Source organism: Actinacidiphila glaucinigra, assembly GCF_035918135.1.
GTDB lineage: Bacteria > Actinomycetota > Actinomycetes > Streptomycetales > Streptomycetaceae > Actinacidiphila > Actinacidiphila glaucinigra.
In genome coordinates this window covers 6,033,904-6,059,211 of sequence record NZ_CP109144.1, presented here as the reverse complement: position 1 = coordinate 6,059,211, position 25,308 = coordinate 6,033,904, and the positions used below count along the sequence as shown (strand labels likewise).

Below are 25,308 nucleotides of genomic sequence, written 5' to 3'. Positions count from 1 at the left end.
ACTGTGACGACGGCACGCTCGTGGTGGCGGCGTGGGGACAATCTGCGCGCCGACGCCCAGGCCGCGAAGGACGCCGCCGCCGAGGCGTTCTACGAGCTGGACACGGCCCAGCGCGACCTGGTGATCTCCATAGAGACCATCACCGCGGTCGACAGCTCCCCCGCCGCTCGGCGCGCGAGCGAGGACTTCCGGGCGCTCGGCGAACGCATCGACCAGGTCAGCGCCGCCTACATCGCGGCGGTCGACGCCTACGACCTGGACCGCGACGAGTTGGAGGCCGCCACCGCGGCCCGTGCCCGCACCGAGCTCACCAAGGCGAAGGACGACCTGGTCCGTGCCAGGAAGGACCTGGACGCCTTCGCCCGGGGGCTCGGCCCGCTGCTGGACAAGGCCGAGACCCAGCTCGCCCGTCTCGCCCCGGCCGTGGAACGGGCCCGGCAGGCGCTGCTCGCCGCGTCCAACGCGCTGGACGCCGTACGGGCCTCGGGCCTGCGCGCGGACGACCTCGCGGCCCGGCTGGCCGCCCTCGGCCCGGAGCTGACCAAGCTCAACCAGGGCGCCGGAACGCACGGCGTCCAGGAGACCATCCGGCGCGGCGACGAGGTGCTGCGCACGGCCGAGGCCATCCGCGCCGAGGCCGAGCGGCTGCCCGAGCGGGCCCGTGAGATCGACAAGCGGATCGTGTCGCTGCGCACCCGGACCCAGGCCCTGGCCACCCGCACGGAGGGCGTCGATCCGGTCCTCAGCGAGCTGCGCCGCCGCTTCAGCATGGCGTGCTGGCAGGACCTGCAGCACGTGCCGGAGCGGGCGACGGAGGCCGTGGGCCGCGCGGAGCAGAAGCTCCAGGAGGCCGCGAAGGCCCGGGACGAACAGCGCTGGCCGGACGCGACGGCCCTGCTCGGCACGGTGCGGGCGCTGCTCGACGACGCCGACGGGGCGGTGTCCGCGGCCGGCGACCGGCTGCGGCGGCTCAACGAGGTCAGCAAGGACCCGCAGGGCGAGATCGAGCGGACCCGGTTCGCCGTCCGGGACGCGCAGCGGCTGGCCATGCAGGGCCGCACGACACCGGAGCAGCGGCACGCGCGCCCCCTCGACGAGGCGGTCGCCCGCCTCGACGGCGCCGTCGAAGGCCTCCAGGGACGGCACCCCGACTGGTGGCACTTCCTCACGGAGACGGCGGCGGTGCGCGAGACGGCGGGCCGGGTCGTCGCCGCGATCCGCGAGGACCGCGCCACGGGGCGGGCCTAGCCGCCCCCTGGCGGCCCGCCACCGCCCCACCATCCCCGCCGCCCAAGGGCGTTACCGCGCGGCGCAGGCCGGCGCCGCGCGGATCTCCGCCGCCGGATCGCCCGCGTGGTGGACGCGCTCGCTCGGTTCGATGTTGTCCAGGAACTCCTGGTGGCGGACGGCGTGGAGCAGATGCGCCAGCGGTTCGCCCACGGTGAGCGCCCACCGGAGGTCGGACGCGGGCCGCAGGGCGGACCAGGTGCGGACCCAGGTCTCGGCGGCGGCGTGCCGGCCGGGTTCGTCGAGGAACTCCCGCGGGCGCAGGCCGTCGAGGACGGGATGGCCGTAGTGGCTGTCGGCGAAGTCCACCATCACGACGCGCCGCCCGTCCCAGCGCCAGTCCCCCGGGTGGAAGTCGCCGTGCACGACGGTGTGCGGCAGCCCGCAGGCGTCCAGTTCCGCGACGAGCGCGGGCAGTCGGGCGGCAGGCCCGCGGGCCCGTATCCGCTCCGGCGGGGTGAGTTCCCGCCCGGCGGCGGCGTCCCGCGAACGGTCGTCCGGTGCCGCCGCGGCCCGTCAGCCGCAGCAGCCGCCGCCGCAGCAGCCTCCGCCGCCCGCGGCCGGGCGAGGTGCCGCCGCCCCGGAGGCGGCGGCGGTGCCGCCGACCGCGACCGTCGACAGGAGCTTGACGGTGTCGTCGTGCCCGGCGGGGCACTCCGCCGGCGCGGAGGACTCGGCCATCGGCCGGCTCAGCTCGAACGTGGTGCCGCAGGAGCGGCAGCGGTACTCGTAACGGGGCATGGGCACAGATTAACCACGACTCACAGCCTGCGCGCCAGGGTCAGCCCGTCCGCCACGGTCAGCAGCAGCGCCTCGACGCGCCCGTCGGACGCGACACGGTCGTTGAACGCCCGGATCCCCGCCGTGTCACCCGTGGCGCGCGGGTCCACGACCCGCCCGTGGAAGAGCGTGTTGTCGGCGGCAATGATCCCGCCGGGCCGCATCCGCGGCACCAGCTCCTCCCAGTAGTCGACGTAGCCGCCCTTGTCGGCGTCGAGGTAGACGAGGTCGATCCACGGATCGCGCGGCAGCGCCCGCAGCGTGTCCAGCGCGGGCGCGATCCGCAGGTCCACGCGGTCGGCGACGCCGGCCTTGGCCCAGGCCTCACGGGCGACCGCGGTCCACTCCTCGGAGATGTCGCAGGCGATGAGCCGTCCGTCCGCGGGCAGCGCCTGCGCCATGGACAGCGCGGAGAATCCGGTGAAGGTGCCGACCTCGACGACCTGCCGCGCCCCGGTCAGCCGGACCAGGAAGGCCAGCAGCGGGCCCTGCTCGCGTGCCGACTGCATGGCCGCCGCGGCGCCGAAGCGGGCGCGCGTGATCTCCACCAGCTCCTCCCGGACCGGGTCCAGGGGCGGGTTGTGGTCGAGGACATACGCATACAGTTCGGGCGTGAGCTGCGGGTTCTTGGTCTCGGGCACGGCTGCTCCTTAAGGTGGCGGCATGTACGTGGATGACGTCCTCGCCCTGGTGCCCAGCATGCCAGGCAGGCGGGTGCTGCTGGGGTTGGCGGGCGCGCCCGCGGCGGGCAAGTCGACCCTGGCCCGGGCGATGGTGGAGGGGGTCGACGCGCGCCTCGGCGCGGGCACGGCGGCGTACGTGCCGATGGACGGCTTCCACCTCTCCAACGCCCAGTTGGACCGGCTCGGGCTGCGCGGCCGCAAGGGCGCGCCGGAGACCTTCGACGTGGACGGCTACGTCCATCTGCTGCGGCGGCTGCGCTCCCGGCAGGCCGGCACCGTCTACGCGCCGGACTTCGACCGGGACCTGGACGAGCCGGTCGCGGCGGGGATCGCCGTGCCGCCGCAGGCCCGGCTGGTGGTGACGGAGGGGAACTACCTGGCCGACGACGCCGCCGGCTGGCACGAGGTCAGGGACCTGCTGGACGAGCTGTGGTTCGTCGAGGCCGATCCCGCGGTCCGCGAGGAGCGGCTGCTGGCACGGCATGTGACGGGCGGTCGCACGGAGGCGGAGGCCCGGGCCTTCATCGATGCCAGCGAACGGCCGAACGCGCTGCGCGTCGAGACGACGCGCAGCGCGTGCACGCGGGTGGTGCGGCCGGACGGGGTCAGCGGCGCGCCACGCTGAGCATCCGGCGCAGGATCTCCTCCCCCGCCGCGACGCCCGGCAGGGTCAGGGCGTCGACGTGCGGCGCGCCCCAGCCGGTGTCGGCGAGTTCGCCGTGGCCGGGGCGCCAGGCGGTGTGGGCGGCGAGCAGCAGCTCCGCGTCCAGGAGGGAGTCGCCGGCGGCGAGCACGTGGTCGGCGCCGGTGCGGCGGACGACCTCGGCCAGGGCCGCGGACTTGGTGAGCGGCTTGGGCACGGCGTAGACCTTGCGGCCCTGCAGCGACACCGTCCAGCCGCGCTCGTCCGCCCATTCGGCGAGGTCCTTCACCCAGAGCTCGGGCAGCAGCGACCGCTCCACGACCAGGTAGACGAACAGGTCCTCGGCGACGCGCTCCTTGCGCAGCCAGGACTCGTCGGCGGTGCGCGCCATGTACGCGCGGACCTCGTCCAGCGGCGCGCAGCCCTCGGCGAGGCGGCGGCGCATCTCGGCGTTCCACTCGTGGTCGGTGTGGCCCTTGACCAGGATGTGCCCGCCGTTGGCGCAGATCGCGTACCGCGGGACCGGGCCCGGCAGGTTGATGCGCCGGTACTGCTTGCGGGTGCGGGTCGTGGCGGGGACGAACTCGGCGGCGGCCGCGAGCCTCTGGATCAGCGCCGCGGCGGTCTCGGTCATGAAGGACAGCGGCCGTCCCTCGTGCACCTCGACGCACAGCAGCCGCGGCGCCTCCTCGTCGGCCATGGACAGGGCCAGGGCCGACGGCGAGTAGATGAGGGTGCGGTCCAGGTCGCTGGCGACGAGTGACTTCACGATCTCCGGGCGCTGCTTCACTTGGCCTCCACCGCCTTGCCGTCCGTGCCGGTCGCGCCCCGGGTGAAGCGCGGGTGGATCAGCCCGACGCACGAGTACGGCAGGTCGTCCACCTCCTCCACCGGGACGCCGCGCTGCTCGGCGAGCAGCCGGATGTGCGCCAGGTCGCCTCCCACGCCGCGCCGGGCGAGCACCCGCCACGGCACGCGGCGCAGCAGGACCCGGGTGGTCTCGCCGACGCCCGGCTTGACCAGGTTGACGTCCCCGATCCCGTACTCCTCGCTGATCCGCTCGACCGCGGCCCAGCCCTCCCAGGTGGGCGTGCGGTCACCGGCCTGGAGTTCCTTGACGTCCTGGGCGACCTCGTCGGCCACGGCGCCGAAGCGGGCCGAGACCTCGTCCAGGAAGAGGCCGGAGACGTCGGCGCCGGCCAGCTCGCGGTAGAACTTGGCGCCGTGGAACTCGTCGGGGCCGATGAGGTCGGCGCGCAGCACGGTGCGCGAGACCAGGCCGGAGACGGTGGAGTTCAGGCATGCGGACGGGATGAGGAAGTCGTCGCGCGTGCCGAAGGTGCGGACGCACGACCCGGGGTCGGCCAGCACCGCGATCTCCGGATCGAAGCCCCCGAACGGGGCCACGGCGTCGGCCAGTTCGCGGGTGATGGCGCCCTTGCCCGTCCAGCCGTCCACGAACACCGCCCGTGCGGGGTCGTGGTGTTCGGCCAGCCAGCGCAGGGCGGTGGTGTCGATGCCCCGGCCGCGGACGATGGACACGGCGTAGTGCGGCAGGTCCAGGCCGTGCGCGTGCCGGGCCCAGCGGCGCATCAGCACACCGACCGGGGTGCCCGCGCGGGCCAGCGACACCAGGACGGCCTCCGGGCCGCGTTCGGCGAGCACCAGCTCGGTCACGGCGCCGACGGCGCGGGCGATCCGGCCGGCGGAGTCCGCCAGCGCGTTCCGGAACAGCTCCTGGTACTCCGCGCTGGGCTGGTACTCCACGGGCAGCGACTCCGCGTAGTGCGCCCCGCCGCTCTGGATGGCCTCCTCGCGCTCCTCGGTGGGCGCCTCCAGCTCGACGTCGGAGAGGTCCTTCAGCAGCCAGCCGACCTCGTCGGGCGCGTACGAGGAGAACGCGGGCCCGCGCAGCGGCTCCGGGAGCGTCGGGGCGGGCGGGCGGGGTTCGTACGAGGGCACCACGGCCAGCAGGAGCCTTTCGGTGTGGCCGGCGAGCTGCGCGAGCAGCCCTCCGGGAGCGTGCAGGGCAGGCGTGTCGCCCGCGCTGTCCACGACGGCGACGACGGCGTCGAAGCCCGCGCCCGCCACGTTGTACGCGTGGCGCTCGCCGGGCCCGTCGGCCGGGTCGTCGTGGTCGGGGAAGGTGATCCGGGTACGTATCGCGTACCCCGGGTCGTCCACGGCCAGGACCGGCGAACGGGTCGTCGTGGAGAAGCGCACCTCCACGGCGGGCAGGGCGTCCTGGAGGGACTGCGCCAGCCGCAGCGGGGCGTACATCAGCTCCTCGTTGCCGAGGACGAGGACGCGGGGCGCCGGGCCGGCACCGACGGCGCCCAGGCCCTCCGCCAGACGTGCCGCCATCGCGGGCAGCGCCGCCTCCAGCCGCGCGCGGTGCGCGGGCGTGAAGCCGTGCCGGCCGCCGTCGGGCAGCCCGGCGGGCCAGTCCAGGTGCACCCGGTGCGGCGCCGCGGCAGCGGCCGGGTGCGCGGGTGCGGCGGCGCCGTGCGCGGCGACCAGCGCCTGGCCCCGCTCCAGCACCCCGTCCGGCAGGCCGACGGTGCCCGAGGCCAGGGCGACGACGTCGACGCCCGCGCCGAGGTCCGCCGTGAACCGGGCGAGCTGTGCGCGGTCGGCCTCCGAGCGCATGTCGACCAGGGCGACCACGACGTACCGGCGTCGCGGGTGGCGGGCGTGCAGCGCCCGCACCGTGTTGAGCACCGTCCGGCCGGTCGAGAACTCGTCGTCCACCAGCACCAGCGGCCCGTCCCCGGCCAGCAGGCCGGCGTCCTCGGGCAGCAGCAGGTGCGAGGTCGCGTGGCTGTGCTCCTCCTCGAAGCCGCCGACCGCCTCCACCCCGGGCACGGGGCGCCGCGTGGAGTGCAGGTACGGGGCGATGCCGACGCCGTCGGCCACGGCGTGCCCGAGGCCGGTCGCGGTCTCGGCGTAGCCGAGCACCACGGCCCGGGCCGCCTCCTCCTCGCCCAGCAGCTCCCGCACGCGCACGCCGAGCCCGTACCCGGCGTCGTAGACGACCTGCGGGCGCTGCGGCACGTGCTTGCCCAGCACATTGGAGACCAGCAGGTGCGCCCGCTTGGGGTTGCGGCGCAGGGCGAGGCCGAGCAGACCGCTCAGGCCGTCTCCCCGCAGGGTGACACCGAGCCGGTCGGCGACCCACTGCCCGGACCAGACGCGCTCCACTGCCATGCCTTCGGCACTCTCCCTCTCGTAGCCGGTCACGACGGCACGCACGCGGAGAGCAGCTCGACGAAGCCGATCTCCTCCCGCGCCACGCCGAAGACCTCGGCGCGCCGCACGGTGCGCTCGGCCCAGGCGCGGTGCGGCTTCACCTCGTTCATCTTGTTGGTGTAGGCCGAGCGCAGCACGCCCCCGCCGCTGCGGTCCTCGTGGAGTATGTCGGCCGCGTCGCTCCACTCCTCGTGGGAGACGACGCTGAGCGCGTGCACGGGCTGGACGTGCGAGGGGTGGATGCAGGTCTTGCCCTGCAGGCCGTTCGTCCGGTCCAGTTCGATCTCGCGCAGCAGCCCGTCCATGTCCCGCTGGATCAGGGCCTCGCGCAGGTCGACGGCCGCGGGGACGAAGGGGCTCTGCCGCAGCAGTGGCTTGAACATGCGCTCGGAGTGCTTGAAGTACTCCCAGACCGGTCCGGTGATGGTGAAGCCGGTGCCGTCGGCGCGCCCGAGGACGTTGACCACGTCGGCGATGATCGAGGCGACGATGCGGACGTCGTAGGCGGTCATGTCGGGCGAGCGGCGCAGCCCGTAGGCGGAGCAGAAGTCGGTGACGCCGAGCCGCAGCGCGAGGACGCGGTCGCGGTACTTGTCGACGGTGCGGGAGATGCCGTACAGCGTCTCGGTGCGGGTCTCGAGGTGGAGCAGCTGCGGGGACTCCAGGACGGGCATGGCGAACAGCCGCCGCCCGCAGTCCGCCTCGGCGGCGGCGAGTGCCTCCAGGAAGGGGACCCCGGACTCCTCGGTGAACTTGGGGAGCACGAACCCGGAGAGCAGGGACACGTCGTCGCCGAGCCGGCGCACGAGGTCGGTGATCTGGCCGGGGGTGCGGACGCGGATGAAGAGCAGCGGGGGGTCGCCGTCGGGGATCCGGTGTGACAGTTCGCCGAACTGGCGGACCAGGTTCTCCTCCGCGGTCTCGACCTCGCGGTCGTCGATGGAGTCCTCCAGGCACAGCACCATCGAGACGACCCCGCGCGCGGCCTGCTTGAGCACGTCGTCGGCGAGCCGCGAGCGGGTGGCCGGGCAGTAGAGGGTGGCGCCGAGGGCGACGGCCAGCGTGCCGGCCGGTGAGGCCGCGGTGAACTCCGCGGGCTCCCGGTGGAAGAGCTCGTTCCGTACGTCCGGTGCGAGGTGCCCGAAGTGGCGCATGCGTTCCCCCGTGGCAGGTGGTGGTTGGAGAGGTGGGAAGCGTCCCCCGACGCCGTGTGGCCGATTATCGTACGTGCGAGCCCCCTGCGGACGTTCCCGGCGTACGTGAAAATCAGGTAACCCCCTCGGGTCCGGTACATGTCGGCCTGTCCGCATCCCTCCCCTCCGGCACACCCGTCACACGCCCCGCGTTGTGGACGCGGCCCCCGGGAGGGCAGGATTACGCGCATGACGCAGGCGATGGTGAAGGGCTCCAACATCCCGGTGACGGCCTCGGCGGTGCGGGCGGTGCTCCGCTGGAGCCCGGGGGCGGGTGTGCCGGACGTGGACGCCTCGGCGCTGCTGCTGGGCGCGGACGGCCGGGTGCGCTCGGACGAGGACTTCATCTTCTACAACCAGCCCCGGCACCCCGGGGGCGCCGCCCGGCACCTGCCCAAGCGCAGCGAGCCGGCCGGGCTGACGGACGCGGTCGAGGTGGACCTGACCGCACTCGAGGCGGGCGTGGAGCGGGTGGTCGTCGCGGCCTCCTCGGACGGCGGCCCCTTCGCCCTGGTCTCCGACCTGACGGTGCTGCTCTACGACACGGCCGCGGGCGCCGACGCCGAGCCGCTGGCGCTCTTCGACGTCGTCCCGGACACCGGCGACGAGTCGGCGCTGATCTGCGGCGAGCTGTACCGCAGGGCGGGCGGCTGGAAGTTCCGTGCGCTGGGGCAGGGCTACGCCTCGGGGCTGGAGGCGCTGGCCACCGAGTTCGGCATCACCGTGGAGGAGGGCGACCTCGACGAGGCGCCGCCGCCGCGGCCGGAGGGCGAGGCCTCGGTGCCGCAGCCCGTGCCGCCGACCGTCGCGGTGACCGGCGAGCCGGACGCGTACACCCTGCAGGCCCCGGCGCCGGTGCCCCCGCAGCCCACCGCGCCGCCCGCCTACGGCTACCCGCAGGAACCGCAGCCGACGGTGGCCGCCCCGGCGTACGGCTACCCGCAGGAACCGCAGCCCACCGTGGCCGCCCCCGGCTACGGCTACCCGCCGCAGCAGCCCGCCGCGACCGCTGCGGCCCCTGCTCCCGCGTACGGCTACCCGCAGCCGGTGCAGGGGTTCCGGCTGCCGCCGATGGGCCCGCAGTTCCAGGAACGCCGCTAGGCCGTGGCACGGGGCCGCGCGGTCAGACCTTGGTCTTGTAGCCGCGGCCCCACTGCAGGCCCCAGCCGTAGAGCCGGTCGAGTTCGGCCTGGAAGCCGTAGACGTACTTCACCTCGCGGCGCACGGTCAGGTCGCCCTTCTTGTTCTCGATGAGCACCACCGCGCAGGAGCGGGCCTGCGGCTCGCGCTCGTCGAGCAGGATCTCGATCCGCGGGCCCGAGCTGGGGAAGATCTCCACCTTGGCGTGGGTGCGGTCGAAGGCCGGCGTGCCGTCGTAGATGTACACGAAGACGAGCATGCGCTTGAACTCTTCGTGCTTGTCGAGGTTGATGTAGAGCGTCTCGCCGGACGAGCCGCCGAAGCGGTCGTCGCCGGTCATCTGGATGTACGGCGGGGCGTCGAGGTCGCCGAGGAAGTTGCCGAGCGGCTGCACGACGCCCTTGGTGCCGTCGGTCAGCTCGTACATGCACGCCAGGTCGAGGTCGACGTTGACCATCGCGGGGCCGGCGGCCTGCACGGGCTCCGGTTTGAACAGGTGCATCTGGCGGCTCAGCCAGGAGCCGCTGCGCTGGTTCCAGCCGCCGGTGTCGGAGGTGCGCATCTGCCAGGACAGGTTGATGCGCAGGTTGCCGACGGCCGCGCCCTGCTTGGACAGCGAGACGACCTGGTGCCGCCGGGTGAGTTCGATGGTGTGCGCGTTCGCCATGTCGAACTGCGTGTTGATGCCGCCGCTCGGCCGCAGGAAGTTCCACATGTCCGTCCGTCCCTCCCCAGGACGCAGGCCGCCCCCCGCCGGGTCGGCGAGGGGCGGCGTGAGCCGTTTGCCGTGACGAGACGGGGGTCAGACCCCGCTCGTCACCTCCGCTTTGTCGTCCCGCTGCTCGGAGCTTTCCCCGAGACGGCGGTTTCGCACCACCGACGACCAGTAGGAGGCGCCGATCAGGACGACGCCGATGAGGCCGGTGATGACCTCGTTGATCTCGAACCGGATGGTGACCAGGAGGATGACCGCCAGCGCGCCGATCGCGTAGTGCGCGCCGTGCTCCAGGTAGACGTAGTCGTCCAGGGTGCCCTTGCGGACCAGGAAGACGGTGAGCGACCGGATGTACATCGCACCGATGCCGAGGCCGAGGGCGATGATGAAGATGTCGTTGGAGATCGCGAACGCGCCGATGACGCCGTCGAAGGAGAACGACGCGTCGATGACCTCGAGGTAGAGGAAGAGGAAGAACGCCGCCTTGCCCGCCAGGCCCACGGCCGAGGCGCCGCTGCCGGCCGGCTTGCCGCCCGAGCTCAACTCCTCGAGCTCCTCGTCGGCCTCCTCGGCCTCGTCCTCCAGCTTGTCCTCGAAGTAGCTCGAGATGCCGCCGACGACGAGGTAGGTGATGAGGCCGCCGATGCCGGAGAGCAGCACCGTGGAGGACTTGTCACCGCCGCCGTGCGGGACGGCGGTGGCGAGGGTGGTGGCGGTGATCAGCAGTGCGACCAGGGCGACGACCACGGAGAGCGTGTCGAGCTTGCCGAGCTTGGAGAGGGGCTTCTCCAGCCAGGCGAGCCACTTGTGCTCACGCTCCTCGAAGATGAAGTCGAGGAAGATCATCAACAGGAACATCCCGCCGAACGCGGCGATCGCCGGGTGCGCGGAGGTGACGAGGTGCTCGTACTGCTCCTTGTTGTTGATCGCCAGGTCGATGGCCTCGATGGGTCCCAGCTTCGCCGTGATCGACACGATGATGATCGGGAAGACGAGGCGCATGCCGAAGACGGCGATCAGAATGCCGATGGTGAGGAAGATCTTCTGCCAGAAGGCATTCATCTTCCGCAGGATGCCGGCGTTGATCACCGCGTTGTCGAAGGAGAGCGAGATCTCCAGCACCGACAGGATGGCGACGAGGGCAAGCCCCTCCGCACCCCACAGATAACCGGCGAGGGCGAGGCCGGCGGCGGTGACACCGAACGACCAGCCGAAAGTTCGGAGGAGCACTGGATATCCAATCCCTTTACGAAACGTTGACCCCAAAGTCTAGGGCGATGCCCCGGAGGCCTGATGCATACCCCTGGCCAACGGCTCGGAACTTCCATTCGCCGCCGTACCGGTACAGCTCGCCGAAGATCATCGCCGTTTCGCTCGAGGCGTCCTCGGAGAGGTCGTACCGGGCCAGTTCGCTCTGGTCGGTCTGGTTGACCACCCGGATGAAGGCATTGCTGACCTGACCGAAGGTCTGGCCGCGGGCGTCGGCTTCGTAGATGGAGACCGGGAAGACGATCTTGTCGACCCGCTCGGGTACGGCCGACAGGTCCACCAGCAGGACCTCGTCGTCGCCGTCGCCGTCACCGGTCAGGTTGTCGCCGGTGTGCTCGACCGAGCCCTCCGGGCTCTTGAGGTTGTTGTAGAAGACGAAGTACTCGTCGCCGAGCACCCGGCCCGAGGCGCACAGCAGGGCGCTGGCGTCCAGGTCGAAGGGCGCCCCGGTGGTGGAGCGCGCGTCCCAGCCGAGCCCGATCAGCACGCTGGTCAGGTTGGGTGCGGCCTTGGTGAGGGAGACATTGCCCCCCTTGGCGAGCGTCACGCCCATGCTGTTCTCCTCCCCCGCGGGGGCTCGCGGCCCGCCGGACGCGGACCGCGCGACCCCGGCGAATCAGACGTTGACGCCGAAGTCCTGCGCGATGCCGCGCAGGCCGGACGCGTAACCCTGGCCGATGGCCCGGAACTTCCATTCCGCACCGTGCCGGTACAGCTCTCCGAAGACCATCGCCGTCTCGGTCGAGGCGTCCTCGGTGAGGTCGTAGCGGGCCAGTTCCCTGTCGTCGGCCTGGTTGACGACGCGGATGAACGCGTTGCGCACCTGGCCGAAGGACTGCTGACGGGTCTCGGCGTCGTAGATCGACACCGGGAAGACGATCTTGGCGACCTCGGCCGGCACGCCGGCCAGGTTCACCTTGATCTGCTCGTCGTCCCCCTCGCCCTCACCGGTGATGTTGTCACCGGTGTGCTCCACGGAGCCGTCGGGGCTCCTGAGGTTGTTGAAGAAGACGAAGTGCTCGTCGGAGAGGACCTTGCCCTCGGTGCCCGTGAGCAGGGCGCTGGCGTCGAGGTCGAAGTCCGAGCCCGTGGTGGTGCGGGCGTCCCATCCGAGGCCGACGATGACGGCCGTGAGGTTGGGGGCCTCCTTCGTCAGCGATACGTTGCCACCCTTGCTGAGGCTGACTCCCACGGGTCCTCCCATGTCATCGCGTGCTGCTCGTATCAGGATCAACGCCCTGAGGTTAGTACCCGGTTCCCCAGGACTACAGGGCTTCGAGCGCCTTGACATAGTCGTTCAGGTCACGGGCGTCCGGCAGGCCGTTGACGACGGTCCAGCGGACCACGCCCTCCTTGTCGATGACGAAGGTGCCGCGCACCGCGCAGCCCTTGTCCTCGGCGAAGACGCCGTAGGCCCGGGAGACCTCGCCGTGCGGCCAGAAGTCGGACAGCAGCGGGTACTCCAGGCCCTCCTGGTCGGAGAAGACGCGCTGGGTGTGCATCGAGTCGTTGGAGACCGCGAGCAGCTGGACCTCGTCGTTCTGGAAGGCGGGCAGCTCGTCGCGGAGCGCGCACAGCTCGCCCGTGCAGACCCCGGTGAAGGCGAAGGGGAAGAAGAGCAGCACGACGTTCTTGGCGCCCTTGAAGTCGGACAGCCGCACGGTCCGGCCGTGCTGGTCCCGCAGCGCGAAGTCTGGGGCCTGGTCGCCTACGGCGAGCGCCATGGTGGACACACCTCTCCGGTGGACGGTGACGGGACCCGCGGCCGGGACCCGCCGTCAGTCTCGCACCGCCACGGGCCCGCAATGCAAGGCGCCCCCGCGACGCTCGGTCACGGGGGCGCGGTGCCGGTCGGCAGGGTTCAGCGCTTGCCGGCCTTCGCCGTCTTGGGAGTCACCAGACGACTGGCGGTCCAGTCCTTGGAGACGTTGACACTGCTGGTCTGAGCCAGGCCGGCGGTCTGCGCGGCCTCTCCGATGTCACTCGGCTCGACGTGCCCGTCACGGCCGGTCTTCGGGGTCATGAGCCAGATCTGGGCGCCCTCGTCGATGGCGGACGTGGCGTCGACCAGGGCGTCGGTCAGATCGCCGTCATCATCACGGAACCAGAGGATGACGCCGTCGGCGACGTCGTCGTACTCCTCGTCCGCGAGTTCTTCGCCCGTGATCCCCTCAATACCCTCACGGAGCTCGTGATCGACGTCGTCGTCGTAGCCGAGCTCCTGGACCACCTGTCCGGGCTCAAAACCAAGCCGGCCAGCCGGGTTGGTCTGCTCCTCCGCGTGGCCCGCGGTCGCGCTCACGCTCTGCCTCCTGTCATGGGGGTTGTCTTCCCGCTCCTGTGCGGGGTTATGGGCGGTAGTCCACACGGGCGCGGCGGTTCGCGCAAGTACCCAGCCGCCCATCCCGCCCAAACGTTGACGTGTCACCGCAACCCGAACCGTGAGGGGTGACGTGGCTCACTCCACTATGCCAGGATTTCTCCCGAATCGGGGTTGCGGTCGGTCGTACGTCCGAGTGGGCGTAGAGTTGCGGTTTGGTCGAACGGCCACCGGACAGCCATGCGAGAGCCTCAAGAGGGTCTGGAAGAGGGGTCTGTCTCACTTAGTGGTGGTTACCACTCAGTAGAGATGACGTATCCCGAACGCGCGGTACACGATGGAGGCGGCGCGACCCAGCAGAGCAAGACCCTAGAAGCGAAGGAATAGCGTGGCTTCCGGATCAGATCGCAACCCGATCATCATTGGCGGCCTTCCCAGCCAGGTCCCGGATTTCGATCCCGAGGAGACGGCGGAATGGCTCGACTCGCTTGACGCCGCCGTCGACGAGCGCGGACGCGAGCGCGCCCGCTACCTCATGCTCCGCCTGATCGAGCGAGCCCGCGAGCGGCGGGTTGCCGTGCCCGAGATGCGCAGCACGGATTACGTCAACACCATCGCCACCAAGGACGAGCCGTTCTTCCCCGGCAACGAGGACATCGAGCGGCGCATCCTCAACGCGACCCGCTGGAACGCGGCGGTCATGGTGTCCCGGGCGCAGCGGCCGGGTATCGGCGTCGGCGGGCACATCGCCACCTTCGCTTCCTCTGCCTCCCTGTACGACGTGGGCTTCAACCACTTCTTCCGGGGCAAGGACGACGGCAAGGGAGGGGACCAGATCTTCTTCCAGGGCCACGCCTCCCCCGGCGTGTACGCCCGCGCCTTCCTGCTGGACCGGCTCTCCGAGACCCAGCTCGACGCGTTCCGCCAGGAGAAGTCCAAGGCGCCGTACGGCCTGTCGAGCTACCCGCACCCGCGGCTCATGCCCGACTTCTGGGAGTTCCCGACCGTCTCCATGGGCCTCGGCCCGCTGGGCGCGATCTACCAGGCCCGGATGAACCGCTACCTGCAGGCGCGCGGCATCGCCGACACCGAGCAGTCGCACGTGTGGGCGTTCCTCGGCGACGGCGAGATGGACGAGCCCGAGTCGCTCGGCCAGCTGTCCCTGGCCGCCCGCGAGGGCCTGGACAACCTCACCTTCGTCGTCAACTGCAACCTGCAGCGGCTCGACGGCCCGGTGCGCGGCAACGGCAAGATCATCCAGGAGCTGGAGTCGCAGTTCCGCGGCGCCGGCTGGAACGTCATCAAGCTGATCTGGGACCGCACCTGGGACCCGCTGCTCGCGCAGGACCGCGACGGCGTGCTGGTGAACAAGCTCAACACCACGCCCGACGGCCAGTTCCAGACCTACGCCACCGAGACCGGCGAGTACATCCGCGGCCACTTCTTCGGTGAGGACCACCGGCTGCGGAAGATGGTCGAGGGCCTCACCGACGACCAGATCCTGCACCTGGGCCGCGGCGGCCACGACCACCGCAAGATCTACGCGGCGTACAAGGCGGCCCGTGAGCACAAGGGCCAGCCGACCGTGATCCTGGCCCAGACCGTCAAGGGCTGGACGCTCGGCCCGAACTTCGAGGGCCGCAACGCGACCCACCAGATGAAGAAGCTGACGGTCGACGACCTCAAGCGCTTCCGCGACCGGCTGCACCTGCCGATCTCCGACAAGGAGCTGGAGTCCGGCGCCCCGCCGTACTACCACCCGGGCCGGAACTCGGAGGAGATCCAGTACATGCACGACCGGCGCAAGGGCCTGGGCGGCTACGTCCCGACCCGCGTCGTGCGCGCGAAGCCGCTGGCGCTGCCGGACGACAAGGCCTACGCGGGCACCCGCAAGGGCTCCGGCAACCAGACGATCGCCACCACGATGGCCTTCGTCCGGCTGCTGAAGGACCTCATGCGGGACAAGGAGATCGGCAAGCGCTTCGTGCCGATCGCGCCGGACGAGTACCGCACCTTCGGCATGGACTCGCTCTTCCCGTCGGCCAAGATCTACAACCCGCTGGGCCAGACGTACGAGTCCGTCGACCGCGAGCTGCTGCTGGCGTACAAGGAGTCCCCGACCGGACAGATGCTGCACGACGGCATCTCCGAGGCGGGCTGCACCGCCTCGCTGATCGCCGCCGGGTCGTCCTACGCGACCCACGGCGAGCCGCTGATCCCGGTCTACGTCTTCTACTCGATGTTCGGCTTCCAGCGGACCGGCGACCAGTTCTGGCAGATGGCCGACCAGCTGGCGCGCGGCTTCGTGCTGGGCGCCACGGCGGGCCGCACCACCCTCACCGGTGAGGGCCTGCAGCACGCCGACGGCCACTCGCACCTGCTGGCCTCGACCAACCCGGCCGTCGTCGCGTACGACCCCGCGTTCGGCTTCGAGATCGCGCACATCGTCAAGGACGGCCTGCGCCGCATGTACGGCGGGACCCCCGAGGCGAACGAGGACGTCTTCTACTACCTCACCGTCTACAACGAGCCGATCGTCCAGCCGGCCGAGCCGCAGGGCGTGGACGTCGAGGGCATCCTCAAGGGCCTGTACCGGTACCGGACGGCCGAGGCGGGCGCGATCCCGGCGCAGATCCTGGCGTCCGGCGTGGCCGTGCCGTGGGCCCTGGAGGCCCAGCGGATCCTCGCCGAGGAGTGGAACGTCCGGGCCGACGTGTGGTCCGCGACCTCCTGGAACGAGCTGCGGCGCGACGCCGTGGAGGCGGAGGCGCACAACCTGCTCCACCCGGAGGAGGAGCAGCGCGTCCCGTACGTGACGCAGAAGCTCAACGGCGCCGAGGGCCCGTTCGTGGCCGTCTCGGACTGGATGCGGGCCGTCCCGGACCAGATCTCCCGCTGGGTGCCGGGCACCTGGCAGTCGCTCGGTGCCGACGGCTTCGGCTTCGCCGACACCCGTGGCGCGGCGCGCCGGTTCTTCCACATCGACGCCCAGTCGGTGGTCCTCGGCGTGCTCACCGAGCTCGCCAAGGAGGGGAAGATCGACCGCTCCGTGCTGAAGCAGGCGATCGACCGCTACCAGCTGCTCGACGTCGCCGCCGCCGACCCCGGCGCCGCGGGCGGCGACGCGTAGCACCGTCGTCCCGACCGGGCCCCCGTCGCGCATCCGCGCGGCGGGGGCCCCGGCCTTTCCCGGCTCCCCGCGGGCTCGTGTCACTGGTCGACGATCTGGAAGGCGCGGACGGTGTGCCGGGACTCCGGCACCCAGGTACCGGAGGGGAACGTCACGAAGTCGCCCTCGGTGGAGCACTCGGCGCTCTGGTAGGTCGTCACGAGCTTGCGGGTCCGGTTGACGAACGACTTCGCGGACGTCCCCGGCGGCAGCGGCACGCAGGAGTTGACGTCGGTGTCGGCGAGCTCGTGCACCAGGCGTGCCCCGCGGTAGCCCGGCTTGTCCCAAAGGCACAGCTCCCCGGGGTCGCAGCGCCCTGCGGGGCGGGCCGCCGCGGGGGCGGCCGCGACGGGCGGGGCCGGGGCGGCCAGGGCCGCGGCTGCCGCGGCCAGGGCAAGGGTCAGGACGGCACTGCGCATGTGGATCACTCCCCCGTGGTGGTCGGAGCTCCACGGTGAACGGCGAGGCCCGGGGCCGCCAAGGGCCCCGGGCCTCGTTCACCCGGATAGGGAATCGTCCGGTGTCAGATGTGCACCCCGCCGCCGGCGGCGTCCGCGTTGACGCCGCGCTTGGTCAGGAACGCGATGCCCGCCGCGAAGGCGGCCACCACGCCGGCGACGGTGAAGGCCAGGCCCATCCCCGAGAGGAAGGTCTCGTTGGTGACCTTCGTGATCAGCGCGACGACCTCGGCCGGGGTGTCCTTGGCGACGGGCGGCACACCGACCACGACCGCGTCGGCGGCCTGCGCGGCCTGCTCGCCCTTCAGCGGGGGCAGGCCGGCACCGGCCCACTTCTCGGGCAGCACGCTGTCGACCCGCGAGGCCATGATCGTGCCCAGCACGGCGGTGCCGAGGCTGCCGCCGACCTGCATCGCGGAGCCCTGGAGGCCACCAGCCACGCCGGACAGCTCCAGCGGGGCGTTGCCGACGATGACGTCGGTGGCGCCGACCATCACGGGGGCCAGGCCGAGGCCCAGCAGGGCGAACCAGAGGGACATGACGGCGGTGCCGGAGTCGGCCTCCAGACCGGTCATGCCGAACATCGCGACCGCCGTGCACACCATGCCGCCGACCAGCGGCACCCGGGGGCCGAATTTGGTGATGAGCGCGCCGGCGACGGGCGAGCTGACGATCATCATCGCGGTGAGCGGCAGCAGGTGGACGCCGCACTCCACCGCCGACATGCCGTGGACGTTCTGCAGGTAGAAGGTGACGAAGAACAGGCCGCCCAGGAAGGCGAAGGCCATGAGCACCATCAGCGCCGTGCCCGCGGACAGCGGCACCGAACGGAACATGCGCAGCGGGATCAGCGGCTCGGAGGCCTTGCTCTCCCAGAACGCGAACAGGACGAACAGCAGCACCGAGCCGGCCAGGAAGCCCAGGGTCAGCGGGTCGCCCCAGCCCCACTCCGGAGCCTTGATCAGGCCCCACACCAGGCCGAACATCGCGCTGGATAGCAGCAGGATGCCCGGGACGTCGAAGGACCGCGGCGCGTTCTCGGCGCGCACGTCCTTGAGGATGACCAGGCCCAGGACCAGCGCGACCAGACCCACGGGCACGTTGATGAAGAAGACCGACTCCCAGTTGACGTGCTCGACCAGCAGACCGCCCGCGATCGGCCCGGCGGCGGTGGAGGCACCGATGACCATGCCCCAGATGCCGATGGCCATGTTGAGCTTCTCGGCCGGGAAGGTGGCGCGCAGCAGGCCGAGCGCGGCGGGCTGCAGCAGCGCGCCGAAGACGCCCTGCAGCACTCGGAGCGCGATCACCATGCCGACGCCGCTGGACACGCCGATCAGGCCGGAGGTGACGGCGAATCCGGCGAGGCCGACGAGGAAGGTCTGGCGGTGGCCGAAGCGGTCGCCGAGCTTGCCCGCGGTGATCAGCGACACCGCCAGGGCCAGCATGTAGCCGGTGGTGATCCACTGGATCTGCTCGCGGGAAGCACCCAGGTCGGCCTGGATGGCCGGGTTGGCGACGGCGACGATCGTGCCGTCCAGCGCCACCACCATGACGCCGATGGCGACCGAGAACAGGGTCAGCCAGGGGTGGCCGCGGAGGGGTTTCTTGGAAGGCGCCGGTATCGAGTCCGGGGCCTTGTCGGTGACGACGGAGCCTTGGGTCATGGGCAAGAGATTATGTCAGTGCCTGACATTTGACCAAAGCAGTCATCCGTCGGTAACTGTCAGGAAGGCACGGAAGTATCGTGGGGCCCTTTGGAGGTGGACGGCAGATGAAGCACGCGATGCGCGCGACGCCCGTGTGCGGCCTGCGCGAACGCAAGAAGCAGCGCACGCGCGACGCGCTCATACGGGCCGCGATCGAGCTGTTCGTCGTCAAGGGCTACGAGCGCACGACCGTCGACGAGATCGCCGCCGAGGTCGAGGTCTCGCAGCGCACCTTCTTCCGCTACTTCGCGGGCAAGGAGGAGGTCGCGCTCGCGCTGGAGGACAGCGTCGAGGAGGCCTTCGTCACCGCGGTGGCCGAGCGCCCGGCCGGCGAACCGCCCTTCGAGGCGCTGCGCGCCGCGCTGGACGAGTCCTGGCACAGCATCAGCGCCGTCATCGCCGCCGTCGTACCGCTGTCCACGTACATGGCGATGTACCGGGTGATCGAGTCCACGCCGACGCTGCTGTCCGCCCAGATGCGCCATTCGGCGCTCGTCGAGGCACGGCTCGCCTCGGTCATCGCCGCCCGCGAGGGCCTGGACCCGGCCGACCCGCGGCCGCGGGTGCTCGTGGCGGCCGTCGGCGGGGTCATCCGGGTGGCCCAGCGCCTGTGGGGCGACGGCGACGAGACCAGCGTGGAGTCCATCCGCCGGATCACCGAGGAACACCTGAACCTGCTGGTCCCGGTCCTCGCACAACCGTGGGACGAACACCAGGCTGTGTCCGGAATCTCCTTGTTCCAAACGTGACTTGGGTCACGGCGCGCCCGGGGGGTCTCCGGCGTCTCCTAGGGTGTCCCCCAGTGAACCTCGTCGACGAGCGCTTCAGCTCCCCCTCCCTGCGCGCCCTTCTGGCCCTGGCCGTGGTCTTCGTGATGCTGGCGACCACCGGCTGGACCGCGCTGCGCCACCACAAGGGCGGCGGGGACGCGCTGGCGGTGGCCACGGCCGCGTGGCGGCACGGCTCGGTGGGCGGACGTCCGCTCCCCGACCCCCAGGCGGCCCCCGGCGTCATCGCGCGCTTCTTCGCCTCGGTCGGACCGGACGGGGCCAGGCTCCTCGCCCACCGCTACCCGCTCGTCGTCGGCAACCTCAACGGCGCCCCGGTCGCCCTGCGTTACCAGGCCAACCGGCGCTCGCTCGTCAAGGCCCGCGCCCAGGAGACCGCCCGCTCGCGCAGCTCCCTGCTGACCACCGAGGGCCGCCAGGACGCCGCGCAACGCGCCGACCGCTACGCCTCCCTGCTCGACGGCGGACGGCAGATCCTCGCCTTCGACCCCACCGGCCGCGGCCGCGCCGCCGAGGTCTTCGGCGACCTCGGCACCGCCGAACGGGTCTCGCTCGTCGTGCCCGGGGTCGACACCGACGTGCTCTCCTTCGAACGCGAGGACGATCCGGCCCGCGCCCCCGTCGGCATGGCCCGCTCGCTGTACGCGGCCGAGCACGCCGCCGCCCCGCGCACGCGCACGGCCGTCATCGCCTGGGCCGACTACACGACCCCGCAGGGCGTCGGCCTGGACGCCTCCACCGGGGAACTGGCCGAGCAGGGCGCCGTCCGGCTGGCCGCACTGGTGCGGTCCCTGCCGGCACACGGCGGCGTCTCGCTGTTCTGCCACTCCTACGGCTCGGTGCTGTGCGGCGTCGCCGCCCCCGAACTGCCCTCCGGGCGGGTCTCCGACATCGCCGTCTTCGGCAGCCCCGGCATGCGGGTGGACAAGGCGGCCGACCTGGGCACGGCCGCCCGGGTGTGGGCCACGCGGGACAGCACCGACTGGATCGGCGACGTGCCGCACATGGAGTTCGCCGGGCTCGGCCACGGCGCCGACCCGGTCTCCCGGTCCTTCGGCGCCCGCGTGGTGACCTCCGAGGCGGCCGAGGGGCACGCGGGCTACTTCCGCCCCGGCACCGACAGCCTCGCCAACTTCACCAGCATCGCCCTCGGCCGCTACCCGGACGTCCGGTGCGCCGACGGCAGCGACTGCACGGCGGGCGTGGCCTAGTCCGGCCGTGCCCGGCCGGTTCCCGAAACGGCGACGCGGCCTACGATGACCCGTATGGGTGACGTATTGGCCGGATCCAACGCCGTATGGGAGTTCGATGCCGATGCGGTGCTCATCCGTTACGAGCGGGGGATGCGCAACTCGAAGCTGCTGCAGTCCCTGGGGCGGCGGCGTGTCCCTTACGAGGCCCTGGCGGGCGTCGAGCTGGCCCCCGGGCGGCGCGGCACGATCGTGCTGCGCGGGCTCCCGCGGCGGGGCGCCGATCCCCTGATGGAGGCCGCGCAGGGCCAGCTCAAGGAGGCCGCCGACCCCTACCGGCTGGTGCTGCCCGCCGAGCGGGAGCTGCTCGCCGAGTACTACGCCGAGGAGCTGCTGTCCGCGATCGGCGCTGCCGGGGGCGGCTCGGACGCCGAACCCGCCCCGCGCCACCTCGTGGAGGTGCCGTCCGCACCCCAGTCCTTCAAGGCGTACGACGGCAAGGCGTCCTTCGACGGCGAGACGGTGTCCTTCCGCTGGTTCTGGACGGGCGCCTCGACGGCCAAGTGGAAGGCAGGTGACCAGCACTTCCCGGTCGCCGAGCTGTCCGGGGTCGACTGGCGCTCCCCCGAGATGCTCGGCGGTCACCTGCGGCTGCTGCCGCGCGAGGCCGACGGCCACCGCGCCGGCAACCCCGACGACGACCCGGCGACCGTGGTGTTCGGCCTGGGCTACGGCCTCGTCCACGAGTCGCTGCCGCTGGCGGCGGCGGTCGTCGCGGCGGTCCAGCGGGCCGCGCGGGCGCGGCCCGCCCTGGACCGGGACGGCTACTCGCGCGCCGCCGACGTGGACGACATGTCCGGGTAGCGGTCACCCGCGACCTGCCCGGCGAGCGGTTCCAGCCACCCCAGTTCGGCCTCGCCGAGGACGATCCGGGTGGCGGCGGTGTTCTCCCGCAGACGCTCGGCCTTGCGCGTGCCCGGGATCGGCACCACGGTCAGCCCGTGCGCCCGCGCCCGCTGCTGCACCCAGGCCAGGGCGATCTGGGCGGGTGTGGCGCCGTGCGCCTCGGCGACCCGGCGCAGCGGCTCCAGCAGGTCGAGGTTGCGCTTGGCGTTCTCCCCGGAGAAGCGGGGCTGGTACTGGCGGAAGTCGTCCGCCGACAGCTGGGAGGCGTCCTGGAAGGAGCCGGTCAGGAAGCCGCGGCCCAGCGGGGAGTACGGCACGAGGGCCACTCCCAGCTCCGCGGCGGCACCGGTCAGCGAGATCTCGACGTCCCGGCTGAACAGCGACCACTCCGACTGCACGGCCGCGATCGGGTGCACGGCGTGCGCCTCGCGCAGTTCGGCCCCGGTCACCTCCGACAGGCCCAGGTGCCTCACCTTGCCGGCCCGCACCAGCTCGGCCATCGCGCCGACGGACTCGGCGAGCGGCACGGCGGGGTCGCGGCGGTGCATGTAGTACAGGTCGATGACGTCCACGCCGAGGCGGCGCAGGCTGCCGTCGACGGCCCGGCGGATGTACTCCGGGTCGTTGCGCACGCCCCGGTACCGCGCGTCGTCGGCCTTCCGCTCTATGCCGAACTTGGTGGCGAGGGTGATCTCGTCCCGGTGCTCGCGCACGAAGGGGGCGATGAACTCCTCGTTGGCGCCCAGGCCGTACACGTCGGCGGTGTCGAAGAGCGTGACCCCGAGGTCCAGCGCCGCGTCGAGGGTGGCGCGGGCGGCGGCCTCGTCGGTGGGGCCGTAGAACTCGCTCATGCCCATGCAGCCCAGGCCCTGCACGCCGACCAGGGGGCCGCCCGTGCCGAGGGTGACCTTGGCGATCGTCTCGTTGTTGTCGCTCATGCGCCTCATGCCCTCTCCGACGCCCGGCGGGCGTCAGCGTAGGTGTCGATCTTGTGGTCGAGGACCGCGAGGGTGTCCCGCAGCTCGGCGATCCGCCGCAGCACGTCGCGCCGGGTCGACTCCAGCAGCTCCTGGCGGTCGGAGAAGGTGTGCTCCCCCAGCCGCACCAGCTCGGCGTAGCGGACCATGTCCGCGACCGGCATCCCGGTCAGCCGCAGCTTGCCGACGAAGGCCAGCCAGTCGAGGTCGCGGTCGGTGAAGCGGCGCTGCCCGGTGTGCGAGCGGTCGACGTGCGGCATCAGCCCGATCCGCTCGTACCAGCGCAGCGTGTGCGCGCTCAGGCCGGTGAAGGCCGCCACCTCGCTGATCGTGTAGCGGTCCCGGCCGTCCGGGAGGGGTCGCCGCGCCTCGTCGGAGCAGTCGGGCACGCTTCCGGGCTTGCTCTTGGCCACCTGCGTCACGGTCATGGGTTCCACGCTAAAACCTTGGAGTGCACTCCAGGCAAGGCCATTCGTTAGGCTCACGGTCATGCGGAGCCTGAGCAGCCTGAGCGCGATCGAGAACTGGCCTGTCCCGACGGCCGCGGCGGCGGTCGTCCGCCGTGACGGCACGGTCCTGGGAACGTACGGCGAGACCGGGCGGCGCTTCCGGCTGGCCTCGGTGACCAAGCCGCTGTCCGCCTACGCGGCGCTGGTCGCGGTCGAGGAGGGCGCGGTGGAACTCGACGAACCGGCCGGCCCCGAGGGCTCGACCGTACGGCACCTGCTCGCCCACACCTCCGGCCTCGCCTTCGACGAGCACCGGGTGATGGCGGCTCCCGGCACGCGGCGGATCTACTCCAACGCCGGCTTCGACGCGCTGGCCGACCACATCGCCAAGGCCACCGGGATCCCCTTCGCCGAGTACCTGCGGCAGGGGGTGCTGGAGCCGCTCGGCATGCACGCCACCGACTGCCCTGGCTCGGCCGGCGCCGGTGCCGTCTCCACCGTCGACGACCTGGCCCGCTTCGCCGCCGAACTGCAGGCGCCGCGGCTGCTGGCCCCCGAGACCGTCGCGGCGGCGACCTCCGTCGCCTTCCCCGGCCTCAAGGGCGTGCTGCCCGGCTACGGCGGCCAGAACCCCAACGACTGGGGCCTGGGCTTCGAGATCCGGGACCACAAGTCCCCGCACTGGACGGGCGCCTCGTCCTCCCCGCGCACCTTCGGCCACTTCGGCCAGTCCGGCACCTTCCTGTGGGTCGACCCCGACGCCGGGGCGGCCTGCGTCGTCCTGACGGACCGTGACTTCGGCGAATGGGCCCTGCCGTTGTGGCCGGCGCTCACGGACGCGGTGCTGGCAGCGCTGTGACCAGCGTCAGCGGGATCGGTCCGCAGGACCGGCCGCTGACACTGCGCAGGAGGGAACCGGCCAGGTGCCGGGGGTCGGTGGAGGCCGCGACCCGGCCGCGGGCGTTGACCAGGGCGGCCGGGGCGGGCAGACGGCGCAGCAGGGGCAGCACGGCGGCCTCGAAGTGGCGCAGGTACACGTCGGCGGCGGCGACGCCGAGGAAGCGCCCGCCGTGCTGGACCGGCACCGACAGGGTGAGGCTGTACTCGTCGGAGCACAGGTAGTCCACGTACGGTCCGGCCACGGCGCGCTCGCCGGTGGCGCGGGGCAGGGCGAACCAGTCCCAGTGGGTGTAGTCGGAGTAGGCCGAGGTGCCCGGGTCGAGGTCGGGCAGGAGCGGCCGCAGCCCGTCCTCCCCGTGGTTCTGCCACCACTCCAGCCAGGCCGGTACGTCGCCGAGCAGCCCGGGTTCCGCGATGAAGCCGATGCCGGAGATCAGGTCGTGCCGGCGCCGCAGCCGCTCGTGCAGCAGCGGGCGCAGGGCGGCGAGGTCGGCGGTGGTGGGGGCCCGGCCGGCGGCGCGGACGGCGGCGATGGCGGTGGTGCGCTCGGCGACCTGGGCGACGGCGGCGAAGACGTCCTCCAGGGTGCCGCGGACCCGGTCCACGACGTCGGCGACGACCTCGTCGACGAGGGCGGTTGAGCTGACGGCCACGGCGGCTGCCTCCGGTGCGGGAGGACGGGAGGTGCGGACGCCCGGGTCAGCCGGCGACGGTCAGGCGCAGTCCGATCAGGCGCTCCATCGCGTCCTGCACCCGCCGTTCGGCCAGGGACCGGGCCAGCTCCGCGTCGCCGTCGCGCACGGCGCGGAGCAGCGCGCGGTGCAGCTCGACGACCGCCGCGCGGGCGTCGTCCTCCCCGAGTGCGAGACAGATTAGCGCTCCGATCTCCGCCTGGATACGGATCTCCTCCTTGGTGAGACGGGCCGACTGGGCGGCGGCGGCGAGTTCCACATGCAGCCTGCCGTAGACGCGGCCGCGGGCGGCGGGTTCGCCGGCGGCCTCGAACTCCTCCAGGGAGCGCTGCAGCGGGGAGAGGTCCTCCGGCTCGGTGCGCTCCGCGGCGAGCCGGGCGGCGGTGCCGGCGACGGCGGCCCAGTGGTCGGCGAGGTCGCGCAGTTCCTCGGTGCTCCAGTCGGCCAGCCGGTGGCCGAGCCGGGCGGTGCGCGGCTGGTCGGGGGCGGTGACGAAGCTGCCGCCGCCGCGGCCGCGGCGGGTGGTGACCAGCCCCTGCTGGCGCAGGGCCATGAGGGCCTCGCGCAGGGTCACGGTGGAGACTCCGAGGCGGGTGGCGAGCTCGCTCTCGCCCGGGAGCTGCTCGCCGTCGGCGAGCAGGCCCAGTTCGATGGCGTCCGCGAGGCGCCGTACGACCGCGTCGACCCGGGCGAGGTTGCCGACCGGTGCGAAGACGGCGTGCAGCGCGCCATTCGAAAGTTTGCTCACCCGCACACCTTCTCACTTGGCGAAAGTTTTACCCCGGCCAGGC

The 25,308-nt window shown here is 72.3% G+C and carries 26 protein-coding genes; 8 read left to right on the top strand and 18 right to left on the bottom strand.

Annotation, left to right across the window (positions count from 1 at the left end; all coding sequences use genetic code 11):
- Nucleotides 1–3: 3 nt before the first annotated feature.
- On the top strand, nt 4–1,248 hold the full coding sequence (locus OIE69_RS27220; RefSeq protein ID WP_326576419.1) for a hypothetical protein: 1,245 nt from the start codon (nt 4–6) through the stop codon (nt 1,246–1,248).
- Nucleotides 1,249–1,299: 51 nt separating this feature from the next.
- Here OIE69_RS27220 and OIE69_RS27215 read toward each other — a convergent pair whose 3' ends face one another.
- The 3 genes from OIE69_RS27215 to OIE69_RS27205 form a co-directional block, all read right to left on the bottom strand.
- On the bottom strand, nt 1,300–1,731 hold the full coding sequence (locus OIE69_RS27215; RefSeq protein ID WP_326581428.1) for a phosphotransferase: 432 nt from the start codon (nt 1,729–1,731) through the stop codon (nt 1,300–1,302).
- Between the two features lie 72 nt (nt 1,732–1,803).
- Nucleotides 1,804–2,028: an FmdB family zinc ribbon protein gene (locus tag OIE69_RS27210; RefSeq protein WP_018556777.1), complete on the bottom strand. Its 225-nt coding sequence runs from the start codon at nt 2,026–2,028 to the stop codon at nt 1,804–1,806.
- Nucleotides 2,029–2,048: 20 nt separating this feature from the next.
- Nucleotides 2,049–2,708: an O-methyltransferase gene (locus OIE69_RS27205; protein WP_326576418.1), complete on the bottom strand. Its 660-nt coding sequence runs from the start codon at nt 2,706–2,708 to the stop codon at nt 2,049–2,051.
- 22 nt (nt 2,709–2,730) lie between these two features.
- Between OIE69_RS27205 and OIE69_RS27200 the strand changes: the two genes are divergently transcribed.
- Nucleotides 2,731–3,375 carry a nucleoside/nucleotide kinase family protein gene (locus OIE69_RS27200; RefSeq protein WP_326576417.1) on the top strand — a complete coding sequence of 215 codons (645 nt, stop codon included), beginning with the start codon at nt 2,731–2,733 and terminating at the stop codon, nt 3,373–3,375.
- Here OIE69_RS27200 and OIE69_RS27195 read toward each other — a convergent pair.
- From OIE69_RS27195 to OIE69_RS27185, 3 genes are read right to left on the bottom strand one after another with little or no spacing between them, the layout of a single operon-like run.
- Nucleotides 3,356–4,183, bottom strand: coding sequence for an HAD family hydrolase (locus tag OIE69_RS27195; RefSeq protein ID WP_326576416.1), 828 nt, complete (start codon nt 4,181–4,183; stop codon nt 3,356–3,358). The two genes, OIE69_RS27200 and OIE69_RS27195, sit on opposite strands and share 20 nt — an antisense overlap.
- On the bottom strand, nt 4,180–6,600 hold the full coding sequence (locus OIE69_RS27190; protein ID WP_326576414.1) for a phosphoribosyltransferase: 2,421 nt from the start codon (nt 6,598–6,600) through the stop codon (nt 4,180–4,182). Before OIE69_RS27190 ends, OIE69_RS27195 begins: the two co-directional genes overlap by 4 nt.
- Before the next feature lie 29 nt (nt 6,601–6,629).
- Nucleotides 6,630–7,796 carry an HpcH/HpaI aldolase/citrate lyase family protein gene (locus OIE69_RS27185; RefSeq protein WP_326576412.1) on the bottom strand — a complete coding sequence of 389 codons (1,167 nt, stop codon included), beginning with the start codon at nt 7,794–7,796 and terminating at the stop codon, nt 6,630–6,632.
- Between the two features lie 228 nt (nt 7,797–8,024).
- Between OIE69_RS27185 and OIE69_RS27180 the strand changes: the two genes are divergently transcribed.
- Nucleotides 8,025–8,936 carry a TerD family protein gene (locus OIE69_RS27180; protein ID WP_326576410.1) on the top strand — a complete coding sequence of 304 codons (912 nt, stop codon included), beginning with the start codon at nt 8,025–8,027 and terminating at the stop codon, nt 8,934–8,936.
- A gap of 22 nt (nt 8,937–8,958) precedes the next feature.
- Here the strand turns inward: OIE69_RS27180 and OIE69_RS27175 are convergent, their stop codons facing one another.
- The 6 genes from OIE69_RS27175 to OIE69_RS27150 all read right to left on the bottom strand — a co-directional run bounded on the left by OIE69_RS27175 (nt 8,959) and on the right by OIE69_RS27150 (nt 13,261).
- Nucleotides 8,959–9,690 carry a TerD family protein gene (locus OIE69_RS27175; RefSeq protein WP_089221617.1) on the bottom strand — a complete coding sequence of 244 codons (732 nt, stop codon included), beginning with the start codon at nt 9,688–9,690 and terminating at the stop codon, nt 8,959–8,961.
- Nucleotides 9,691–9,777: 87 nt separating this feature from the next.
- A complete protein-coding gene (locus OIE69_RS27170; protein ID WP_326576407.1) occupies nt 9,778–10,920 on the bottom strand; it encodes a DUF475 domain-containing protein in 1,143 nt (380 codons plus the stop codon).
- 16 nt (nt 10,921–10,936) lie between these two features.
- Nucleotides 10,937–11,512 carry a TerD family protein gene (locus OIE69_RS27165; RefSeq protein ID WP_018556768.1) on the bottom strand — a complete coding sequence of 192 codons (576 nt, stop codon included), beginning with the start codon at nt 11,510–11,512 and terminating at the stop codon, nt 10,937–10,939.
- A gap of 63 nt (nt 11,513–11,575) precedes the next feature.
- Nucleotides 11,576–12,151, bottom strand: a complete 576-nt coding sequence (locus tag OIE69_RS27160) for a TerD family protein (protein WP_326576404.1) — start codon at nt 12,149–12,151, stop codon at nt 11,576–11,578.
- Between the two features lie 73 nt (nt 12,152–12,224).
- Nucleotides 12,225–12,683, bottom strand: coding sequence for a peroxiredoxin (locus OIE69_RS27155; protein ID WP_326576402.1), 459 nt, complete (start codon nt 12,681–12,683; stop codon nt 12,225–12,227).
- A 137-nt stretch (nt 12,684–12,820) separates the two neighbouring features.
- Nucleotides 12,821–13,261, bottom strand: a complete 441-nt coding sequence (locus OIE69_RS27150) for a DUF3052 domain-containing protein (protein ID WP_326576400.1) — start codon at nt 13,259–13,261, stop codon at nt 12,821–12,823.
- Between the two features lie 406 nt (nt 13,262–13,667).
- On the opposite strand from OIE69_RS27150, the gene aceE reads away from it, so the two are divergent.
- Nucleotides 13,668–16,409 (top strand): pyruvate dehydrogenase (acetyl-transferring), homodimeric type, encoded by a 2,742-nt coding sequence (gene aceE / locus OIE69_RS27145; protein WP_326576398.1) that lies wholly within the window; start codon nt 13,668–13,670, stop codon nt 16,407–16,409.
- An 80-nt stretch (nt 16,410–16,489) separates the two neighbouring features.
- Here aceE and OIE69_RS27140 read toward each other — a convergent pair whose 3' ends face one another.
- Together OIE69_RS27140 and OIE69_RS27135 are read right to left on the bottom strand one after the other, a co-directional pair.
- Nucleotides 16,490–16,867, bottom strand: coding sequence for a peptidase inhibitor family I36 protein (locus OIE69_RS27140; RefSeq protein WP_326576396.1), 378 nt, complete (start codon nt 16,865–16,867; stop codon nt 16,490–16,492).
- 104 nt (nt 16,868–16,971) lie between these two features.
- Nucleotides 16,972–18,573, bottom strand: a complete 1,602-nt coding sequence (locus OIE69_RS27135) for an MFS transporter (RefSeq protein WP_326576394.1) — start codon at nt 18,571–18,573, stop codon at nt 16,972–16,974.
- Nucleotides 18,574–18,680: 107 nt separating this feature from the next.
- Here OIE69_RS27135 and OIE69_RS27130 point away from each other — a divergent pair, with 107 nt between their 5' ends.
- Genes OIE69_RS27130 through OIE69_RS27120 form a run of 3 tightly spaced genes read left to right on the top strand, consistent with a single transcriptional unit; the run spans nt 18,681 to nt 21,457 of the window.
- Complete coding sequence (locus tag OIE69_RS27130) at nt 18,681–19,364, top strand: TetR/AcrR family transcriptional regulator (RefSeq protein ID WP_326576392.1); 684 nt, start codon at nt 18,681–18,683, stop codon at nt 19,362–19,364.
- 53 nt (nt 19,365–19,417) lie between these two features.
- Entirely contained in the window at nt 19,418–20,614 is a 1,197-nt protein-coding gene (locus OIE69_RS27125; RefSeq protein ID WP_326576390.1) for an alpha/beta hydrolase, read from the top strand.
- A 54-nt stretch (nt 20,615–20,668) separates the two neighbouring features.
- Nucleotides 20,669–21,457 carry a DUF4429 domain-containing protein gene (locus tag OIE69_RS27120; RefSeq protein ID WP_326576388.1) on the top strand — a complete coding sequence of 263 codons (789 nt, stop codon included), beginning with the start codon at nt 20,669–20,671 and terminating at the stop codon, nt 21,455–21,457.
- Here OIE69_RS27120 and OIE69_RS27115 read toward each other — a convergent pair.
- Nucleotides 21,418–22,437 carry an aldo/keto reductase gene (locus OIE69_RS27115; protein WP_326576386.1) on the bottom strand — a complete coding sequence of 340 codons (1,020 nt, stop codon included), beginning with the start codon at nt 22,435–22,437 and terminating at the stop codon, nt 21,418–21,420. The two genes, OIE69_RS27120 and OIE69_RS27115, sit on opposite strands and share 40 nt — an antisense overlap.
- A gap of 5 nt (nt 22,438–22,442) precedes the next feature.
- Complete coding sequence (locus tag OIE69_RS27110) at nt 22,443–22,904, bottom strand: MerR family transcriptional regulator (RefSeq protein WP_326576384.1); 462 nt, start codon at nt 22,902–22,904, stop codon at nt 22,443–22,445.
- Nucleotides 22,905–22,965: 61 nt separating this feature from the next.
- Between OIE69_RS27110 and OIE69_RS27105 the strand changes: the two genes are divergently transcribed.
- Nucleotides 22,966–23,784, top strand: coding sequence for a serine hydrolase domain-containing protein (locus tag OIE69_RS27105; protein ID WP_326576382.1), 819 nt, complete (start codon nt 22,966–22,968; stop codon nt 23,782–23,784).
- Here the strand turns inward: OIE69_RS27105 and OIE69_RS27100 are convergent.
- Both OIE69_RS27100 and OIE69_RS27095 read right to left on the bottom strand, forming a co-directional pair.
- Nucleotides 23,756–24,478, bottom strand: a complete 723-nt coding sequence (locus tag OIE69_RS27100; protein ID WP_089221604.1) for a cache domain-containing protein — start codon at nt 24,476–24,478, stop codon at nt 23,756–23,758. The two genes, OIE69_RS27105 and OIE69_RS27100, sit on opposite strands and share 29 nt — an antisense overlap.
- A 46-nt stretch (nt 24,479–24,524) precedes the next feature.
- The gene (locus tag OIE69_RS27095) at nt 24,525–25,271 is read right to left on the bottom strand and encodes a FadR/GntR family transcriptional regulator (protein WP_326576379.1); all 747 of its coding nucleotides are present in this window, start codon (nt 25,269–25,271) and stop codon (nt 24,525–24,527) included.
- Nucleotides 25,272–25,308: the final 37 nt, after the last annotated feature.

Coding starts and splice junctions, on each gene's coding strand:
- OIE69_RS27175 (WP_089221617.1), bottom strand. CDS start 9,690: ATGTGGAACTTCCTGCGGCCGAGCGGCGGCATCAACACGCAGTTCGAC.
- OIE69_RS27185 (WP_326576412.1), bottom strand. CDS start 7,796: ATGCGCCACTTCGGGCACCTCGCACCGGACGTACGGAACGAGCTCTTC.
- OIE69_RS27200 (WP_326576417.1), top strand. CDS start 2,731: ATGTACGTGGATGACGTCCTCGCCCTGGTGCCCAGCATGCCAGGCAGG.
- OIE69_RS27105 (WP_326576382.1), top strand. CDS start 22,966: ATGCGGAGCCTGAGCAGCCTGAGCGCGATCGAGAACTGGCCTGTCCCG.
- OIE69_RS27140 (WP_326576396.1), bottom strand. CDS start 16,867: ATGCGCAGTGCCGTCCTGACCCTTGCCCTGGCCGCGGCAGCCGCGGCC.
- OIE69_RS27190 (WP_326576414.1), bottom strand. CDS start 6,600: ATGGCAGTGGAGCGCGTCTGGTCCGGGCAGTGGGTCGCCGACCGGCTC.
- OIE69_RS27130 (WP_326576392.1), top strand. CDS start 18,681: ATGAAGCACGCGATGCGCGCGACGCCCGTGTGCGGCCTGCGCGAACGC.
- OIE69_RS27120 (WP_326576388.1), top strand. CDS start 20,669: ATGGGTGACGTATTGGCCGGATCCAACGCCGTATGGGAGTTCGATGCC.
- OIE69_RS27115 (WP_326576386.1), bottom strand. CDS start 22,437: ATGAGCGACAACAACGAGACGATCGCCAAGGTCACCCTCGGCACGGGC.
- OIE69_RS27180 (WP_326576410.1), top strand. CDS start 8,025: ATGACGCAGGCGATGGTGAAGGGCTCCAACATCCCGGTGACGGCCTCG.
- OIE69_RS27135 (WP_326576394.1), bottom strand. CDS start 18,573: ATGACCCAAGGCTCCGTCGTCACCGACAAGGCCCCGGACTCGATACCG.
- OIE69_RS27210 (WP_018556777.1), bottom strand. CDS start 2,028: ATGCCCCGTTACGAGTACCGCTGCCGCTCCTGCGGCACCACGTTCGAG.
- OIE69_RS27165 (WP_018556768.1), bottom strand. CDS start 11,512: ATGGGCGTGACGCTCGCCAAGGGGGGCAATGTCTCCCTCACCAAGGCC.
- OIE69_RS27155 (WP_326576402.1), bottom strand. CDS start 12,683: ATGGCGCTCGCCGTAGGCGACCAGGCCCCAGACTTCGCGCTGCGGGAC.
- OIE69_RS27110 (WP_326576384.1), bottom strand. CDS start 22,904: ATGACCGTGACGCAGGTGGCCAAGAGCAAGCCCGGAAGCGTGCCCGAC.